Source organism: Rhodocytophaga aerolata (assembly GCF_030503435.1).
Lineage (GTDB): Bacteria > Bacteroidota > Bacteroidia > Cytophagales > 172606-1 > Rhodocytophaga > Rhodocytophaga aerolata.
Genome location: NZ_JAUKPO010000021.1, coordinates 20,479 through 38,113, shown reverse-complemented (window position 1 = coordinate 38,113; position 17,635 = coordinate 20,479). Strand labels below are relative to the sequence as shown.

Below are 17,635 nucleotides of genomic sequence, written 5' to 3'. Positions count from 1 at the left end.
CATACATTAACCGAATCTATCATTTTACCTTATAGCCAGACAAAACTAGTACATGAAGAATAAAATCATTTTTTTTCAATCGTTTCCCGACATCCGAAAGCTACTATTGATTTGCTTGTTAAGTATTTTTTGCTGGGCTATATCTCCTTCTTTTGTATATGCCCAGCGCATCGATACTTCGGCCAACCGGGTAAAAACTGATTTCAACATTCCTTTTAAAAGAATTGGGTCTATAAAACCCCGCACTACCCATGAAATAAAATCTTCTAACTGGATTCTGGGCTGCGAAACGCTTGACCGCGATATGGCCGATTATGAACAGTATAAGGAATATATTGCTCCTCTGGGTATTAAGCGGCTTCGGATGCAGGCCGGATGGGCTAAAACCGAAAAGGTTAAAGGAAAATATGAGTGGGCCTGGCTGGATAAAATCATTGACGATGCGGTCAAAAGAAGCTTTCAACCCTGGCTGGAAACATCGTACGGCAATACTATCTACCCGAATGGGGGTGGCGTAAACCTGAGTGCAGGTGTTCCCCAGTCACCGGAGGCGCTGGCTGCCTGGGATAAATGGGTGGAAGCTCTGGTAAAAAGGTATAAAGATAAAGTGAAAGATTGGGAAGTATGGAATGAGCCCAATTTTGGGGATAATACCATTAATACGCCAGAAATGGTGGCTGATTTAAATATACGCACTGCCCAAATTATTAAACGGATTCAGCCAGATGCGAAAATCTCCGGGTTGTCTATGGGCCACATTGACCTCCAGTATGCAGACGCATTTTTTAAAATTCTGCATGATAAAGGCAAAATGTCTTTGTTTGATAACATGACCTACCATGATTATGTGTATAATCCGGATGCAAATAATGGCCATGTAGCAGAATTAAGAAGGGTACTGGATACTTATGCACCTGACGTCAAGTTGCGGCAAGGAGAAAATGGTTGCCCCTCTACTGGTGGCTTTGGCCGGGGTGCCCTGGGAGATTATGCATGGAGCGAACTGACACAGGCCAAATGGAATACCAGACGTATGCTCGCTAACCTAGGGCATGATATTGAATGCAGTATTCTGGGAATTATTGATATAAATTATCCTGCTGTTAATAGCCCGATTAGTAAGTTGAATGTAAAAGGAATTATTGAATCAGATTCCACCAAACGGGCCATCCGGCCTAAAATGGCTTACTACGCCATGCAGCATGTTACCTCCGTTTTTGACCATTCACTCCGGCGGATTAAGCAGGTGCATCCTACGTATAATCCGAATGCTGTAGCTGCTAAAGGTGAAGTAAAATATAACAAAAGCACTGACCGCAGCCTAGCCGTATACGGATATTCACATCAGACAACTGGCAAACAATTGTTCTCCATCTGGGTAGATGAATATATTCCTACGGATTCTAACCAGACACGGGATATTAGCTTTACGTTCATTAATGGCAACTTCGACCAGCCAGTGTATGTAGATATACTGACAGGTGGGGTATATGAAATTCCGGCAAACCAGTGGAGCAAGGATGGGAGCAAGTATACTTTTAAAAATATTCCCGTATACGATGCTCCGGTTCTGATTGCTGATAAGAGCCTGCTATCCATTCGCTGAAAAAAATTGTCTACCGGGAGGATAAGTTGTTCTGAACCCGTAAATAATTAAATTACTCAATGAAGCTGTTTAGGATAAAGAAAAAGATTTCCAAAGAAGAGTGAATTTTGTGTTGCAACGCATAAAAAACACACCCAATGGAAATCTTAGATAAAGATAGTATAGACAAATACATATTAACAAATCTTTCCGTAGGAGAAAGAGGCAAAGCATGTAGCAAAGAATTGCTCAGAGAAGTAGTAGAATTAATTTTATACCGGTTAAAAACAGGTTGCCAATGGAGAATGCTGCCCTTACAGCATTTTTTACTACAGAAAGCTTAAGCTGGCAAGGGACTTATTATCATTTCAGAGAGTGGGTCAAAGATGGTTCGTGGAGCAAAGTATGGATTGCTATCCTGTCTGCTCATAAGGATAAATTAGATTTGTCATCTATGCAGTTGGATGGGAGTCATACACCTTGTAAACAGGGCGGAGAGGCAGTGGGCTATCAGGCAAGAAAAAAGACAAAAACTACTAACAGTTTGTTTTTAGCTGATAATCAAGGAAACATGTTAGCTTGTGCTAGCCCACAAGAAGGCAACCATCATGACTTGTTTGATATACAAACTTTATTTGAAGAACTATGTGGAATTCTCACTCAGGCAGGCATTAATTTGAAAGGCCTGTTTTTAAATGCGGATGCAGGCTTTGATTCACAACAATTAAAGCTATGTAAAGAAAAACACATTGAAGCTAACATAGCCCTCAATTCCAGAAATGGTGTCCCTCAAACACAGGAGTATGTATACTTTGATGAAGAGTTATATAAATGCAGAACCGTTATTGAACATGCCAATGCCTGGATGGATAGCTTCAAAGCTTTACTTGTCAGGTTTGAAAAGAAAGCTACTACCTGGGTGGCCCTATTACTGTTAGCTTTCTCAATTCGTTTTCTACGTAAAATCAACCAAAAATCTAAATCCTAAACAGCTTCAATGTATAGCCATAGCAGAACCCATAATAAGTGAAAATTATTTGTCTTAAACATCCTTGTTCCCTTTGATGTATGTCGTATTCCTATCAGGTAAACCAAAGGGTAGTGATATATGCAGGGTAGGCAAAAATTGAACAAAATAAAATAAATCTATACCAAATAAGCTTATTTACCCAACGTTTTGTTTTATGTACGCATATTATCTATAATCTATCAAAAGAAGCTGACAAAACTCCTACTAAAAACATCTAGAATAAAGCCAATTGATTAGAGAGAAAAAGCATATTTATAATTATTTTTCCTACTAATCAAGTTAAAGCCTACCTCTAAAAAAGCGGTGAAAAGGTTATTACACTCTGGGAAAAATTAAATTCATAGAAATATTTCTATGAATTTAATTTTTCTTGAAAATCAGTCAGACCATTTGGGCCGAATATAGTCTCAAATTACTACTGATCAGGAATCTTCCCAGTTCATGTATGTTAAATATATGACCAGAGAAGATTATTCTATTTATTCATAGGTTAGCCATGCAGTAGCAGTTGTAGCTTTGTCTGTACTGAATCGAATCCAACGGGCCTGAAAACTGTCCGGAAAACTATACTCATATGTTTGACCGGCCTCTACCGTTACTTTTTTATAGGACATCCAGGGCCCATGACCAATAGGTTCTACTTCAATATGGAACGTGACAGACTGTTTCAGATCATGTGAAAGCGATAATTTCCGCTTATCATAAAATCCGATCAAATATGGGTCTGAAGGGGTGTTTGCTTTCACTTGAGTATTTTTCCAAGGACCGCCTTTGCCGGTGGGTTTGCCCATTTTCCATAGATCATCAATGACTCCTGCCCATAGAGCAGCTTTACCATCTTGCGAAACTATAATATGCGGGTTATCTTTGCCGGCTTGCGGATCTATACCAGTCATTACAAGCAAACCCCGGTAGCTGGCATAGTCATGGATGCGGAAGCTGTGGGAAGAGACAGGGCGGATTTTGGCAAAGCCATCGGCATTTTCAGCAGGCAGTTCATAAAAGGTACCCATACAATTGAATAAATCTCTTTCCGTAGCAACTTCTCTGGCTATGCGAAGGCTGGCTTTATTTGTCAAGTTGGTAAACGCTTCATTCCCCATTGGAAGCCGCCATCTTCTCCCTAAGTCATCTATTACAAGCACAGAAGAGGAATCTATGGTAACTGCTTGCTGAGGAATGGCAAATTTCTGATTAATAAATTCCAGTGTTTTCGCATCTTCTTTGGGTTCTAGTTTCATAGCTGCACTTAGTTCATAATAGCTACTAGTAACTGTTTGATTGTTGCCATCAAATAGAGTAGTTGCTATCCCCAGCGCCCGCCTGTTATCGCCTAGGCCATACAATAAGCCTCCTATTGCCTGCGTACTGCTCACATCAGCCAATCCAGTAAATATTTGATCTGATGCCGATTTGCGGGTATCGGTATCTGAATAGGAGAAATGCAGGGTAGCTACGGTAGTTATATCTGGTATAGCACGAATCCATTCCCCTTGATCTTTTTCACTAAACTCTACTTGCAAAGCAGTATAGGGTTCTACTTTTACTGAACGTAAAGTTGTAAAGGTACCTTTACCTTCTTTATCTACTTCAAATGTAAACGTTACGGCTTGTTTTCCTTGATTGCTGACCCAAGCCGTACGATTAGGCCATCCGGAAAACAGGAAAGGTTCAGAGGCTACGCCTCCTTTTACAGACTCCTTAAGCCATACAGCACCTGAGGCTGTTGTTGGCCCTAGTTGATCTAGCAAATCAACAGTCGTAAACCATAAATTAGAGTTCGACTCGCCAGGGCCTTCTATATTGCCTTTTACTTTTCTTTTATTCAAGAATTCTTTCTGAGCTGAATCATCACAGCCAAACACCAGTCCATCGTTCCAGCGGGTAAAATCTCCAATCACTTTCAGGTAAGACGAACGGGGGCGGATACCAGATGCATTCGCAGAAGAGAAATTCCCTGGAAACTTCCAGAACATACCGTGCATGGTCATTAGATAGTCTGGTTTTCCGGGGGTGCCTATATCTCGGATGCGGGGCCATTCGGTATTCCAGCCGTGAGCTCCATCGTAACTGTGACTTGCCTTAGGTAAACGGAAAAAGGTCCATTTGCCAGTATCTCGTACACCAAGCAGCACAGACTTATGATCCCAGCCAGTAGCCCATATCGGATCTGATTCCGGATTAGGATTTCCGTAAATTCCGCCTGGCCCGGTAACTTCTACAAACTGGTTGCGCCGCACGAGTTTCCAGTCTTTCCCATTCCATTCGGCTAAGGCGCCAGCTTCGATGTCAAATTGTTTGAGTGCTGCTTGGGATGCTTCTCCGTTATTGGAATACACCATCACACCTTGTCCAGAATAAACACCTTTGCCATGCGCCCCTGGTAACAAAGACCCATGTTGGTTGGTAGAAATATCGTCTTCTTTGGGTTGTTTTACATTGGCATCCTGGTAGAGCATGGTGGTCTGCAAAGTTTTGGCATCTACTTCATAAAATCCCTCTTCCATCGTGGCCACATAGAGCTTACTAGCAGGATCGGTTAAATGGCGGGCAAGTCCGGTATATCGGCCAGGCGCTTCTTTATAAGAAATTACGCGTACATTCCGCTGATCATCTATGGCATAAGGGCCTATGAACAGCTGATTGCTTTCTTTATGGATCATCCGGTTGGCGGGTGTACCACCAGTGCTTTCCGGCCTTACAATCTGCTGAAGGTCTGGGGTAATTTCATACAACTTATCGGATGATCCGTAAGGCAGGTGTGGACCGTAGGAGACTACCCACAAGCGGTCAGCCCAAGGAACAACAGCTCCTGTACCACATTCACCTTCCTTATTGTAATATGCCAGATGTGGATAAACACCGCTGATCAGAAAAGGAGTTTCCGGAGATTTTTTTGCCGCTTCTTTAGGTTTGTCCGTTTTACAGGAAATAATAGCTACTACTATGGATAATATCCAGGGGGTAAACCGATTTTTCAGCATTTGTATAAAATGGTTTTAAATAGAATTTTAGATATATAAAAAGTAAGCTGGTTGAAGTGTTGCAAAGGACGTGTCATGAGCCGGTGTAGAAATTTACTTCTAAAAAGTCTCCATTATCTTTCACATCTATACAACTTCCCTCAATAGCCTGGATTCTGAGTTAAGCCAGCATTCAATAACCTATCTGCTGCCGGGATAGGCCAGAAGTACATCCGGGATTCATCAAAGTCATAATCTTGCAGCAAACGGGCATACTTATTGGTAATCAAGGCATCTGAATTAAAAATAACTACTCCATCCGGATCTATGTCTGGTAGAATCATATTATTGAAAGGCCACTGGCTCCGGATCTGGTCTGTTGGATTAGGTAGGCCAAGGAGTTTTCTGTCAGTAGCTTTTTTGGCAATCCGCCATCGGATCAGGTCCTGGTAGCGCAAGCCTTCCAGCATAAGTTCCACCCGGCGCTCTCTTCTGAGCCTGGTTCGCAGCTCTGCCTGTGCTAATTCGGTAACCGCCGGATAAGCTACAGTATTGGCTACTGTGGTGCCATAGGCTCTGGCTCTTACCTGATTGATAGCGTTCTGAGCTGCCTCTAAATTTTCGTTTAACTCGATTAAGGCTTCTGCATACATCAATAGTACGTCGGCATAGCGGAGAATAATGATATTGGGATCAGCGAGGCGGGTATCTGCCCAGGTTTGATCTATGCCTTTTTTCCATAGAAATCCGGTAAATGAAGCAAAATTAGCTACTGTTCTAGAGTCATTGTTATTCACTAGGGTTCGGCTCAGAGTGTTTAATGTTCTGATAGAATCCGGGTGAGGTTGATAAATGTAGCCTAACCAGTCGGTGCCAAACTCCACAATGGTTTCCTTTAACCTGGGATCTCTGTTATCAAAGGGGCTAAGCGGATTATATAGCGGAGATTCATCAATCGGCAGTCCATCCGAACTTTCGAAAATATGTACAGCCTCCCAGGTGGGTAATTGAGCTCCGAAACCTCCGGCATTGCGGGGTAAAAAGTCTCTGGTAGCTGTATTATCCAGAGTCACGTTAAATGTGAAGGATTGTGGTACAAAATAAATCATCTCTTTACTGGCTGCTCCGGCTTTCAGAAACAGATTGCGGAAGTTGGGATCCAGCTGATATATACCTAAATCTATCACAGCTTTAGCTGCATCCCGTGCTATAGCAAAATCATTATTATAGAGGGCTATTCTGGCTTTCATGCCTAAGGCAAATCCTTTTGTCGCCCGGTTCTGATTCTCATTGGGTAATACCTGTGCGGCTGCATCTAGCTCGTTATACACAAATTGTAATACTTCCACCTGTGGGGTTCTTGCCAGGTTCAGGGCATCGCTTACATTGACTGATTTGGTAATCAGGGGTACATCGCCAAACTTAGTTAACAATATGCCATAGAAATACGCCCGGATAGCTCTGGCTTCTCCCTCAATCCGGTTATAGACACTCTCTTCTACGTTTGCTTTTGCTTTTGGCATTTCTTCCAGTAAGGTGTTGGCCCGCTTAATGCCATCGTATAAATCTCTCCAGTAGCTGCCTGAAAGCGCTGATTCTGAATTGAGCGTGGCCCTGGAAATGTCGTTATCTACCCCTCCGCCACCCCGGTGGTGCATATCATCTGTCCAATAATCGCGGTCTACTTTCCATAAATTCAGGGCATACAGACCATTGAGTCCTATCTCCAGTTCCTTAACATTGCTAAAGAAATTGCCGGAAGAGATGGCTGTTTTCGGAGTAACATCCAGGTCTGCACAACTATAGAGGCATAGTAGTAATACACCATATATATATTTTGTATAGCTTGACTTTTTCATGCGCTTAAAATTTAAGGTTTACACCAAACAGGACAGATTTCATAATCGGGTATCCGGAATCATCCACTTCTGGGTCCCATCCGGTAAGAAAATTTTTCTCTAGGGTGATATAATCTCTTAATGAAGCATAAAACCGCACCTGAGATAATTTGACTCTCTCCACTAATGATTGTGGAAGAGAATACCCTAGGGTAATATTTTTCATCCGGAAATAACTGCCATTAAACAGCCAGTAATCGGATACCGCATAGTTGTTTCTTTCCGAGCGGCCGGAGAACCTGGGGTAGTTGGCCGAAAGGTTTTGTTCAGGGGTGTTATCTGTACTCCAGTAGCTACCCAGCAGATTAGCCGATATATTGCCAAATGTTTCGTCGAAGGGACGCACCTGGAAGCCGGCATATCTTCTGGTATGTTTGCCTACGCCATTAAACACCAGGGATAAGTCAAAACCTTTGAAACTCATGGATACATTTCCGCCATAGGTAAATTTGGGTAGGGAAGCCCCCAGCGGTAATCTATCTTCTTCGTTAATAATCTTATCACCTGCATCGGCAAGACCGTCTCCATCGGTATCTATCGTTAACTGGTCCACTATCCATATATCACCAGCGGCGGCATTCGTACCATACGCATCAGCTTCTTCTTTGGTCTGGAAGATTCCATTGGTCTGGTAGCCGAACCATTCATTAAATTCACTTCCTACAATATTGATTTTGGTGCCTCCCTCAGTAGTAAAATCCTTTCTACCTCCTACATTGGTTACTTCACTGCCAACAGTGGAAGCATTCACATTCACCGAATACCTGAACTGGCCGATCATATTCCGGTAACCAGCTTCCAGGTCCAGACCTTTTACTTTCATCGAGCCCACATTGGTCTTGGTATCGTTGGCATAGCCCAAGTAATTAGGCAGATCCAGGGTCAGAATTATGTCCTGTGTATTTTTATGATAGTAGTCGGCAGCAAAGGTCAATTGATTATTAAATAGGTGAATATCCAGGCCTGCATCCACCGTTTTGGTAGTTTCCCACACAATCAGCCTGTCAGCAAGGAAGTCCTGTCGAATACCCAGATTTGAGATGAAGTTGCCATTGTTATAAAACACCACATTGGCCCGTTCAAATAAGTTTTGATAGGGATAGTAGTTAAAAAACTCACTGCCTCCAGTTCTCTCTTCCCCAATGCGCTCATTACCCACCTCCCCATACGAGGCCCTGAGTTTCAAGAAAGATATAAAACCCGGCAAATTGAAATTTTCATTGGTAGCTACCCAACCCAAAGAAACCGATGGAAACAAGCCCCACCGCTTATCTGGTGCAAATCTAGAAGAGGCATCCGCACGCAGGTTAGACTGGATCAGGTATTTACCTTTATAATCGTAGGAAACTCTTCCAAAATAGGACCTGAGGGCGTTTTGCGAAGCAAACTGGGAATTGTTAGCCAGGGCCGGGTCCCCAAAGGTAAGTGAGCGTAAATTCACACTCAACTCTCTGCTGGTGGTTCTCACTTCTTCATAATCAGAGCTAATCTCTTCGTATCCGGCTAATGCGCCGATGCTGTGCTCACCAAGTTTCTTGGTATAATTTATAGTCGCTTGCCGGGTAAGGTTAATAAAGGATGTTTGCCGTTTTTCAAGAGTGGTTGGGTTTTGAGGCCAGAATTGCGAGTTGCTTCCTAGACGTGGAATAAGAGCCGGAGTAGAAAACCGGTCATATAAATTGTAGTTATAGGTAGGAGAAAAGTTTACCCGGATGCTTAAACCTTCCAGCGGAGTAAAGGCAAGGCCAATAACTGCACTGTATTGATTGAATATCTGATCCAGAGTACCTCCTTCCATTGTCTGAGCCAGTGGATTTTCCCCATCTTTGCCTTCTCCCCATTCTCCGTCTGTTCTGATAGCAGAGTAAATGCCGGGATAGCGTCTAGCCAGGGCAATCACCCCATCCTGATTGGGATCCAGGGTATTGGTTCGTTTATAATAGGCATCAATGCTGGCTTCCAGCATCTTGCTTAAGCGCAGATTGATGTTTACCCGGAAGGTATACCTTTCATAGTTCCGGTTGGCATACAATCCGTCTTCTGAAACATAGCTAAGTGAAGCTCTGGTCTTTACTTTTTCGCTGCCCACAGAAAGAGCTACATCATGACGGTGCCGCTGCGTGTTATTTTTGCTCAATACAGCCTTCTGCCAGTCGGTATCCGGATAAAGATCCGGATTGTTGGCATGTAACTGGGCATAATTCTCATTTTCGGTGGTATTGAATATATTTCCGCCTCCATCGTTTCTCGAGCGTTCGTTTGCCAGAATGCGGTAGGTCTGTGCATCGGCAAAGGAAGGAAGCATTGTAGGAGAGTTGAGCCCAAATTCATAATCGTAACTTACCTGTAGTTTTCCTTCGCTGGCTCTCTTAGTAGTTACCAGGATAACCCCTGCAGCGGCTCTTGCACCATAGATAGCCTGTGAAGCAGCGTCTTTTAATACCGTAATGCTTTCTACATCATTGGGATTTACATCATTAATACCTAGGCCAGGTACCCCATCTACAATCACCAAAGGATCATTTACATTTAGGGAAGTTACTCCTCTGATGCGTACTGTAGAGCCTGCACCGGGTTGCCCACCACCTCTGGTAACGGTTACCCCAGCCATTGTTCCCTGCAGGGCATCAGAGAGTTGAAGTGACTGGCGGTCTGCTATACTTTTGCTGTCAATGGTGGCAACTGAGCCGGTCAGATCTTTTTTTTCCTGAGTGCCGTATCCCACTACGACAACCTCTGTTAGTGATTTAATATCAGGATTGAGCTGTACATTAATCGTCGTTTGATCATTAATGGGAACTTCCTCAGTGGTGTAGCCTATGTATGAAAAAACAAGGGTGCCTTTGCCATCTGGAACTGTAATGGCAAAATTACCATCACTATTGGTCGTCGTGCCGGTAGAGGTGCCTTTCAACAAAACGTTTACACCAGGAATGCTTTCATTGGTCTCTGAAGTAACCTTGCCGGAGACCGTTATAACTCTCTTTTGTAAGGTAGAAAGATGTTGGCGCGATAAGTTTTCTATGGCCGATAAGGGTAGGGCTTTTTTTTCTTTTTCAGACATGGTGGGTTGTTTGGGTTCTATTTCCCGGATATGCCCCTGCTCTTGTTGAGTAAGAGGAGAAATTACATATACATTGTTGCTTATTTTTTCATACTTCAGCTTCGTACCGTTGAGCAGGTTGCGTAGAGTCTCTTCCAGGGATTTATCAGAAGGCATAGAACTGATTGTTTTGTCCTCTATTAGTTCCTGGCTAGCCATAATAGATACTTTGTACTTGATTTCAAGTTCAGTTAAAGCTGCTTTTAGCGTTTTGGTTTGCCGGGGTTCTGTCTCTGCAAAGGTGGCTGTCAGCAAAATACCTTTATCTGAAGATAAGTCTTGCCCGGGGGAGGCTCCGGCAATGCAGCAGAGGAATGAGGCTAGCATTGAAAGGTAAAGGTTTTTTTTCATGGTATGGTATAGTTAGAGGTAAAGAATAAATACAATAAGCTACTGGGAGACAATAAAATTGCCTCAGAATAGGTAGTAATAAATCAGATGAATTTTACATATCTATTAGATGTAGATGCCTGAAAGCACTAAGGGCTAGAAATAAATACTTCTTTCCCGTTCCGTTTTACCGATAAACCAAAAGGCTTGGAAATTGCAGCCAGCAGTACATCTACATCCTCTGTTGGACAAGATCCGAAAACTTTCTTCTCTAGGAGTGCCGGATCAGATATGGTTACCTGCAACCCATAGGTTTCTTCCAGAATAGATACAACTTCGGATAATGGCGTATTATCAAAGATGAGTTTATGCTCAGTCCAGGCAGAAGCCAGCTGTGGATTTACCTTTTTTCTCGAGTAGGTACCCTTTTCTGATTCTACTTCTATCAGATCCCCTGGTTGCATAATGACATCAGTATGCTTGTTGTCATTGCCAATATTGAGTTTGACCTTACCAGACTGTAAGGCTACCCGTGTACCGCTTTCGCGTTTGAACACATTAAATGTAGTGCCCAGTACTTCTACAGTAAACTTATCTGCCGTATGGACCAGAAATTTCTGGTGGTTTTTAAGATGTTTTACATCAAAGAAAGCTTCCCCTTCCAACCATACTTCCCGGTTTTCTATGCTACTCCATTCTTTTGTATAAATAAGCTTGCTATTGGCATTTATGGTAACTGTCGATCCATCGGGCAGGGTAATCTTTCGGATCTCTCCATAAGCGGTCTGGTAAGTGGTGGTGTTATTAAATGATTGGATGATCAGCCAAGAGGCAAATGCTACTAGTAATAACGTAATAGCTGCTGCAACCCGGTACCATACAGCTTGCTGCTTCCAATTCCATAGAGGAGTAGTTTTAGAGTTAAATAATTTCTCTTCCAGCGTCTGGTAAGATTGCCGTGCTTGCTGCTCAGAAACAGGTTTCCAATCTACCTGCAACGCCTGCACTAGTACACGGGCTTCTTCCACAGATTTGCGTTGATGAGGATAGACCGAAAGAAAATGCTCCCAGAAAGCATTTTTTTCAGCCGTAGGATGAGCTACCCAGCTACGGAAGTATTCATCCAACACAAAATCTTCGGTTTGAAAGGAGGTATAGTTACTCATCATTCGCAAGGAAGCTAAGGGATTTTCTATAAAGTCTCCGGGATGTAGATTTTGTAGTAGGGTTTTTGAAATTTTTTTTGAATTTTTTTATAGAGACAATTGGCAGGGTATGACTATTTTAAGCTAGTTGTATTTCATTATTGATTGGACGTGTGCAAAATAGTATTAAATCAATGCTAAGCTATACTATAGTAATTTTAGTAAAAGAGCTACAAGAGTTAGCTCTACAGCCAATTTTTCCCGTAATAGTTTAATGGCCTGATAAACATGTGTGCGGATAGATTGGTTACTGATGCCCATGACCATAGCTATTTGTTCATAGTCAAGGTTGTTGTAAAAGCGCAAGTAAATAGCTTCTTTTTGCCTGGCTGATAATTGATTTAATGCACAGACCAGCTTTCGTTTTAATTCCTCATCTCCTAATTCTCTGATCAGGTTTTCTTCAAAGGAATATTCAACAGTAAAATGATAATTATCTGTATATAAATTTACATCCAAAGAAGTCTGTTGCTTTTTAAGGTAACTATATATTTTGTTACGCAGAGCTTTGAGTAAATATAGACGGATGGAGAGAAGGTGAGTAGTACTTTTGCGACGCTGCCATAATTCAGTAAAAATGTCGTGTATGCAATCTTCTACAACTTCTTCTTTGGAGTACAGCCGGATTCCATAATTAATCAGGTATTTGTAATGTTGCAGATAGATATAGGACAAGGCCTCCTTATTACCTGTAGTAAAAGCTTGCCAAAGCTGAGTGTCAGTATACTGAGCGAACATTTTATTCATCTCACATCATATGCTATATATTACGTAATGGGGAAGGCTACTTAAGATTGCAATATACAGTAATATATCTGGGATTACTAGTAGAATATAAATTTATATTACTAAAATCATATTTTGTATTCATATAAGTTCCCTATGGACAACTGAACCATTTATTGAAGTAACGCTCGCGATAATGAAATTATATGATACTATGTCATCTCCATAAGAAAGGAAGTTGTAGCTTTTGGATAATCTCTTCTGCTTATAGGAATACAGATTGAGAGGTAATTAAACCTCCCTTTATGAACAAGCCGCATACAAATACAGTATTGTTATATTTTTACATTAGGACTTGTATCCCAATCTTGTACCATTTATCAGAGTACTGTGCCTAAAAAGGATTGAGTAAGGGAAACAACTTCTTGCGGCCATTCATTGACAAGTAAAGTTTTAAGCTAAACCTTTCTTGTACATAGGAACTTGCTAGTTTTAATTTGTGGAAAAAGCAGGAGGGAGGGGAATAACTTTCAAGGGGCATTGCTCGTGCAAAACGCTTCTTTCGCCTGGCTAAGCCATTGATTTTTCATAGCGAAAGGAGGTAAAAACTTGGTTTTAAAAATTATTTTTTCGGACCTATTTCAGACTTATGGTGTATAACTACTTGACTGACAGCAGACAGTCGAATGCCTTCTAAGCGGTAGGTCTTTGGTTCGAATCCAAACGGAATCACTCTCAAAACCGCTTAAATTTGCGTATTTAAGCAGTTTTTTGTTTTTGAAATTATGCAGTATCCAATAAACTGAGATTTTTTGGTGATGATTTTTTTAATCGAAAAAGGGTGTTTTTGCCCGTTTGGCTATTAACTTTTAAAAACGGTCATTTCTTCTTCAAAAGCATTATCGACACAACTTATCTATCTAAAGTTCCTATCCTTTCAATCTCTTGTTGATTTACCATTGCCAACTTTTTAGTATTAGTAGTGTTGTGCAACAAGCAACCAAACCTACAACAGCCTACCCTGTCTTACCATATAGCTCCACGGCAGCAGGACGGGTTGCGAAGGTTTTTGGTACATTAGGCCATATTAACAATGAAAATACTCAATACCCTAATTCTCTTCTTATTCTCTGTCCTAGCAATAGGACAGCCATCTGATGCTCTAACAGCCGCACAGATTGTAGACTCCTCCCTTTCATTTTGTGGGGGAGAAAAACAAATCGCTCAAATCCATTCCTCAACTATTACCTACTTACTTATTCAACCAGATAAATCAACGGCTATCATTACTGAAAAAAGAAAGACAGGAAACAAATATGTGCAGAGTATCTTGTCGATGACACATGTTCCGCAAACGACCTACTTTGATAGTAAAAAATTAACCAGCGTAAATGGTTCGTCGCTTATTCAAGTTGACGATTTGCAGATGATGGAGGAGATAAAACTAAAAACCTATGCTCAAATCCAATTTGGCTACAAGATGCTTGGCTACCAGCTGTCGCGGCTTGCCGATAAAAAATTTCAAAACTTTGACTGTTATGTGATTACTGCCAAATCGAGCACAGGGTACACTACGATGAACTTTTTTGACAAGACAAACTTCAGATTACTGATGGTGGCCTATCCCAATGGCAATAAGTCCCTGATGATTGATTACACCATTAAAGACAGTGTACTATTCAATTCCTATATTATTAACACCTTCGCTAACTCTGACAACCAACAAGCCTTGCAACTGCAACAGATCGAGTTGAATGCTAACATCTCCGACTTGTGGTTTACTTGTCCTTATACAGATCAAGTATATACTCCAGTTCATATAAAAACAGGAGCATTCGAATCCACCAATGGTGACAAAGTCGTATTTACAAGAACTGAGCAATCCCAGGACTACTATAACGAGCAAGGAAAAGTTATTTTAAGACGGTTTTTAAAGTGGACTACTCATGACACGTATGGGCTAGTAGACGAGAAGGCAATCAGGGATACTAACACTTCAGCTGAATCTGAGATTTTAGTACGAATAATTTCTTGGGATGATAACGAATATGTTTGTCATTGGATTGCTGGTGAATACACTGACACGCAAGACTATAAAGTAAGAAAATAACATGTATCCACCTCCTGAAGTAGCCTTGATTTACGGGTGGTTGCCAAAGTAATTTAGCAGAAAACTGCTAAAGATAATGGCATCCGGATTTAAAACAGAACAAGAAATGTTTCCACTAGTGGAAGGATGGCTAAAAAGCGGCCTGACACAAAAACTGTTTTGCAGTAATCATCGGCTACCGGTACATATTTTAGCTTATTGTGTCGGCAGATACCGCAAATCACAGCCTAACAATGCTACCACAGTCAAATCAGAAGTGATTACAAGCAAAGCTACCAAAGAATTAGTAGCTACAGAGGCTTCTTCAGGTTTTATCTGCCTTAGCCCACTTCCAAGTCCCACACCGGCACTTACTCCTTTAGGCAGTATGGAAGTTGTTCTGCCTACAGGAGCAGTCATCCACTTTCTTCCCTGATACTGGTTGATTACTTATAAGAATTACTCTCCTTATGTTCACCCTAAATGCTTCACAGCGTTTTTCCCCTATGGGCAGGCAGTAGACATGCGCAAACGTTTTGATGCCTTGAGTGGTCTTATCATTAGATCTTTATCATATAGCTGCTCATCTTTTAGTAGTTGCCCTGATTGTATGTGTACTCATTTAACTCTATCACTGGGTGGTTTTTATAAAAAAGGCGCTAGGCCAGGTAAATGCCTATCTGAAAAAGCTAGAAAAACGACACAATCTGGAGTTATAAAAATGGACTTATTTTCATCGTTTTCATATTGTTGGATATAGTTGCTAGGGCACAGCAAAAAGATACTTAAAAGCCTAAAGTCTTGGCAGTGAGAAAGCCTGCAGAAGACGTTTACATATTGGCTTTGAAGTGCTAAAGGCTGTGAGTATGAAAGTATCCGTCAAATTCATTACATAAGCTTAATTTATCCCTTCTATTACTTTTTGCTCACTATACTTATTAAGAAAAAATAAAAGTTTAAAAGGTAAGCATTGGTTCATCCATGATGCAATAATACTTACGGCTTTTTCTTAAACATTGCAAAAAATCAAATTAATTTGAAACATTTTTATGAAAAATTTTACCCATTTAATTTTTTTACTATTAGTAACGTTTTCTTTTGGCTGTGCTGGAAATTACAAAGCAATAAGCCCTAAAAAGCTCGAATATCATTACACTGAAGAAAATGGAGGTGTTAGTTTGTCTTATCGCTATGATGTATTATCTCTGAAAGGTAACAGACGTTATGCTAAAAAAGAGGACAAAAGAGATATCAAGGTTGTTGCTGTAAAAGTGACCAATAATACAGACACCACACTGAGTTTTTCACAAGACCTTAATTGGGAACAAGGCAATAGAGAAATCATTCCTCTAGATCCGACAGTTGTTGGAAAAAAAATCAAGCAAACGGTTCCTACTTACTTGTTTTACTTGCCTTTAACACTTACGTTGAGTACTACAACGCTTCCCATTGGAATTCCTATTGCTGTAGGTAATATGATAGTGGCAGGCTCATCAAACAAAAACTTCCGTGAGGAGCTTCACCAATATAATTTATCAGGTAAAAAAATAGAGCCTGGACAAACGGTATATGGCATTATATCTATAGATGCTACTCAGACAGCACCCATAAGATTAGTACGCAAAGAATCGATAATTACCCAAAGATAGTCAGCAGCTTTCTTTGATTAGTACCACAGCCCCGTGTTGTTATTCGCCTTTATGTTGTAAGCCTTCAAGCTAGGAAAGGTGGGTGTACTAAGACGTACGGTTGCTTCCATACTACTTATAGTTGCTTGGAGGAGTGGATACCTGATGCATTCTGTAGTAGCCGGTTTGAATGGCGCTGAGAGGTGAGCTTTGCGGTATTTTGCCCCCCGATACGGCATCAGATGTAGGGCAAGTGCATGTTTTTTGCTAAACTTTTTTGGATGATACTGCTTGCAAGACATCCTTCCACTGAGGGAAACATTTCTTTTTCAGTCCGCATTTGTGTCATCGTTTTCTCCTAATTTAGGATTGCGGATTACCACATATCAAGGCTGTTTCACCGGACGCATACAATAACATGGCCTAACATCGGCTAATTCGGCAACTAGGCTGCCTAAGCGCAAGACTCCAGCTCAAAGCCATAGTTGCCTTTAGCGATGTTCATTCTATGCAAGTGAATTTGAAAAATAAATCAAATAGTATGAGGGCAAAATACTATCCGAATGGTTCGCATATTGTAGGACATTTATTATTTGCTATGTCTGTTGCTCCACTTTTTAAACTTTCTGGAAATTCAGATGCTACTATTTTAGAGTTGATCGGTTTTGAGTTATTCGCCATTGGTTTGATTTATTTGTTAATAATGCCTGGGTGTTGGGATGTATATGTAGAGGAGGATAAAGTCATCTTCCGTAATGATTGGAATGTGCTATGGCGTAATGAATGGAGATTTCCCTTAAAGGAGATTATCAAGATAGAGATCATAAAAATAGATTCAGCAGGACCTGGCATCCGTATCATTACACATGATAAAACAGAAAGATTTTATTCGCTAGGCTATGACCGAACAGATGAGTTTACTCAGCATATGAGACAGCAGGGAATAAAAGTAGAATCCTATAGAAAAACAATAAAACTTGCATAGAACACCGCATATAGAACGCCAATTGTGCCGCCAAAGCGCAAGGCTACAGCAAAAGGCAACTATTGCATATATGCTTGGCTCGTTAGCGGAAAT

The 17,635-nt window shown here is 41.1% G+C and carries 11 protein-coding genes; 6 read left to right on the top strand and 5 right to left on the bottom strand.

The annotated features are described in order from the left end of the window. Positions 1-52: 52 nt before the first annotated feature. Both Q0590_RS25560 and Q0590_RS25555 read left to right on the top strand, forming a co-directional pair. Entirely contained in the window at positions 53-1,606 is a 1,554-nt protein-coding gene (locus tag Q0590_RS25560; protein ID WP_302040472.1) for a GH39 family glycosyl hydrolase, read from the top strand. 277 nt (positions 1,607-1,883) lie between these two features. After that, positions 1,884-2,573: a transposase family protein gene (locus Q0590_RS25555; protein WP_302040471.1), complete on the top strand. Its 690-nt coding sequence runs from the start codon at positions 1,884-1,886 to the stop codon at positions 2,571-2,573. A gap of 521 nt (positions 2,574-3,094) precedes the next feature. On the opposite strand, the gene Q0590_RS25550 is transcribed toward Q0590_RS25555, so the two are convergent. The 5 genes from Q0590_RS25550 to Q0590_RS25530 all read right to left on the bottom strand — a co-directional run bounded on the left by Q0590_RS25550 (position 3,095) and on the right by Q0590_RS25530 (position 12,861). Next, on the bottom strand, positions 3,095-5,599 hold the full coding sequence (locus tag Q0590_RS25550) for a hypothetical protein (protein ID WP_302040470.1): 2,505 nt from the start codon (positions 5,597-5,599) through the stop codon (positions 3,095-3,097). A 140-nt stretch (positions 5,600-5,739) separates the two neighbouring features. Then, positions 5,740-7,437 (bottom strand): RagB/SusD family nutrient uptake outer membrane protein, encoded by a 1,698-nt coding sequence (locus Q0590_RS25545; RefSeq protein WP_302040469.1) that lies wholly within the window; start codon positions 7,435-7,437, stop codon positions 5,740-5,742. A 4-nt stretch (positions 7,438-7,441) separates the two neighbouring features. Further along, positions 7,442-10,930: a SusC/RagA family TonB-linked outer membrane protein gene (locus Q0590_RS25540; protein WP_302040468.1), complete on the bottom strand. Its 3,489-nt coding sequence runs from the start codon at positions 10,928-10,930 to the stop codon at positions 7,442-7,444. A gap of 128 nt (positions 10,931-11,058) precedes the next feature. Further along, positions 11,059-12,078 (bottom strand): FecR family protein, encoded by a 1,020-nt coding sequence (locus Q0590_RS25535; RefSeq protein WP_302040467.1) that lies wholly within the window; start codon positions 12,076-12,078, stop codon positions 11,059-11,061. A gap of 183 nt (positions 12,079-12,261) precedes the next feature. Beyond that, positions 12,262-12,861 carry an RNA polymerase sigma factor gene (locus tag Q0590_RS25530; protein WP_302040466.1) on the bottom strand — a complete coding sequence of 200 codons (600 nt, stop codon included), beginning with the start codon at positions 12,859-12,861 and terminating at the stop codon, positions 12,262-12,264. Positions 12,862-13,933: 1,072 nt separating this feature from the next. Between Q0590_RS25530 and Q0590_RS25525 the strand changes: the two genes are divergently transcribed. The 4 genes from Q0590_RS25525 (at position 13,934) to Q0590_RS25510 (ending at position 17,542) form a co-directional block, all read left to right on the top strand. Beyond that, a complete protein-coding gene (locus Q0590_RS25525; protein WP_302040465.1) occupies positions 13,934-14,950 on the top strand; it encodes a hypothetical protein in 1,017 nt (338 codons plus the stop codon). A 76-nt stretch (positions 14,951-15,026) separates the two neighbouring features. Next, a complete protein-coding gene (gene tnpA / locus Q0590_RS25520) occupies positions 15,027-15,365 on the top strand; it encodes an IS66 family insertion sequence element accessory protein TnpA (RefSeq protein WP_302040464.1) in 339 nt (112 codons plus the stop codon). 613 nt (positions 15,366-15,978) lie between these two features. Beyond that, complete coding sequence (locus Q0590_RS25515; RefSeq protein ID WP_302040463.1) at positions 15,979-16,578, top strand: hypothetical protein; 600 nt, start codon at positions 15,979-15,981, stop codon at positions 16,576-16,578. Between the two features lie 487 nt (positions 16,579-17,065). Beyond that, positions 17,066-17,542: a hypothetical protein gene (locus Q0590_RS25510; protein WP_302040462.1), complete on the top strand. Its 477-nt coding sequence runs from the start codon at positions 17,066-17,068 to the stop codon at positions 17,540-17,542. The last annotated feature ends 93 nt before the right edge of the window (positions 17,543-17,635 follow it).

Excerpts from the sequence above, each read along its gene's own strand:
- Q0590_RS25555 (WP_302040471.1), top strand. The coding sequence starts at position 1,884 with ATGGAGAATGCTGCCCTTACAGCATTTTTTACTACAGAAAGCTTAAGC.
- Q0590_RS25535 (WP_302040467.1), bottom strand. The coding sequence starts at position 12,078 with ATGATGAGTAACTATACCTCCTTTCAAACCGAAGATTTTGTGTTGGAT.
- Q0590_RS25560 (WP_302040472.1), top strand. The coding sequence starts at position 53 with ATGAAGAATAAAATCATTTTTTTTCAATCGTTTCCCGACATCCGAAAG.
- Q0590_RS25540 (WP_302040468.1), bottom strand. The coding sequence starts at position 10,930 with ATGAAAAAAAACCTTTACCTTTCAATGCTAGCCTCATTCCTCTGCTGC.
- Q0590_RS25515 (WP_302040463.1), top strand. The coding sequence starts at position 15,979 with ATGAAAAATTTTACCCATTTAATTTTTTTACTATTAGTAACGTTTTCT.
- Q0590_RS25510 (WP_302040462.1), top strand. The coding sequence starts at position 17,066 with ATGCAAGTGAATTTGAAAAATAAATCAAATAGTATGAGGGCAAAATAC.
- Q0590_RS25545 (WP_302040469.1), bottom strand. The coding sequence starts at position 7,437 with ATGAAAAAGTCAAGCTATACAAAATATATATATGGTGTATTACTACTA.
- tnpA (WP_302040464.1), top strand. The coding sequence starts at position 15,027 with ATGGCATCCGGATTTAAAACAGAACAAGAAATGTTTCCACTAGTGGAA.
- Q0590_RS25550 (WP_302040470.1), bottom strand. The coding sequence starts at position 5,599 with ATGCTGAAAAATCGGTTTACCCCCTGGATATTATCCATAGTAGTAGCT.
- Q0590_RS25530 (WP_302040466.1), bottom strand. The coding sequence starts at position 12,861 with ATGAATAAAATGTTCGCTCAGTATACTGACACTCAGCTTTGGCAAGCT.
- Q0590_RS25525 (WP_302040465.1), top strand. The coding sequence starts at position 13,934 with ATGAAAATACTCAATACCCTAATTCTCTTCTTATTCTCTGTCCTAGCA.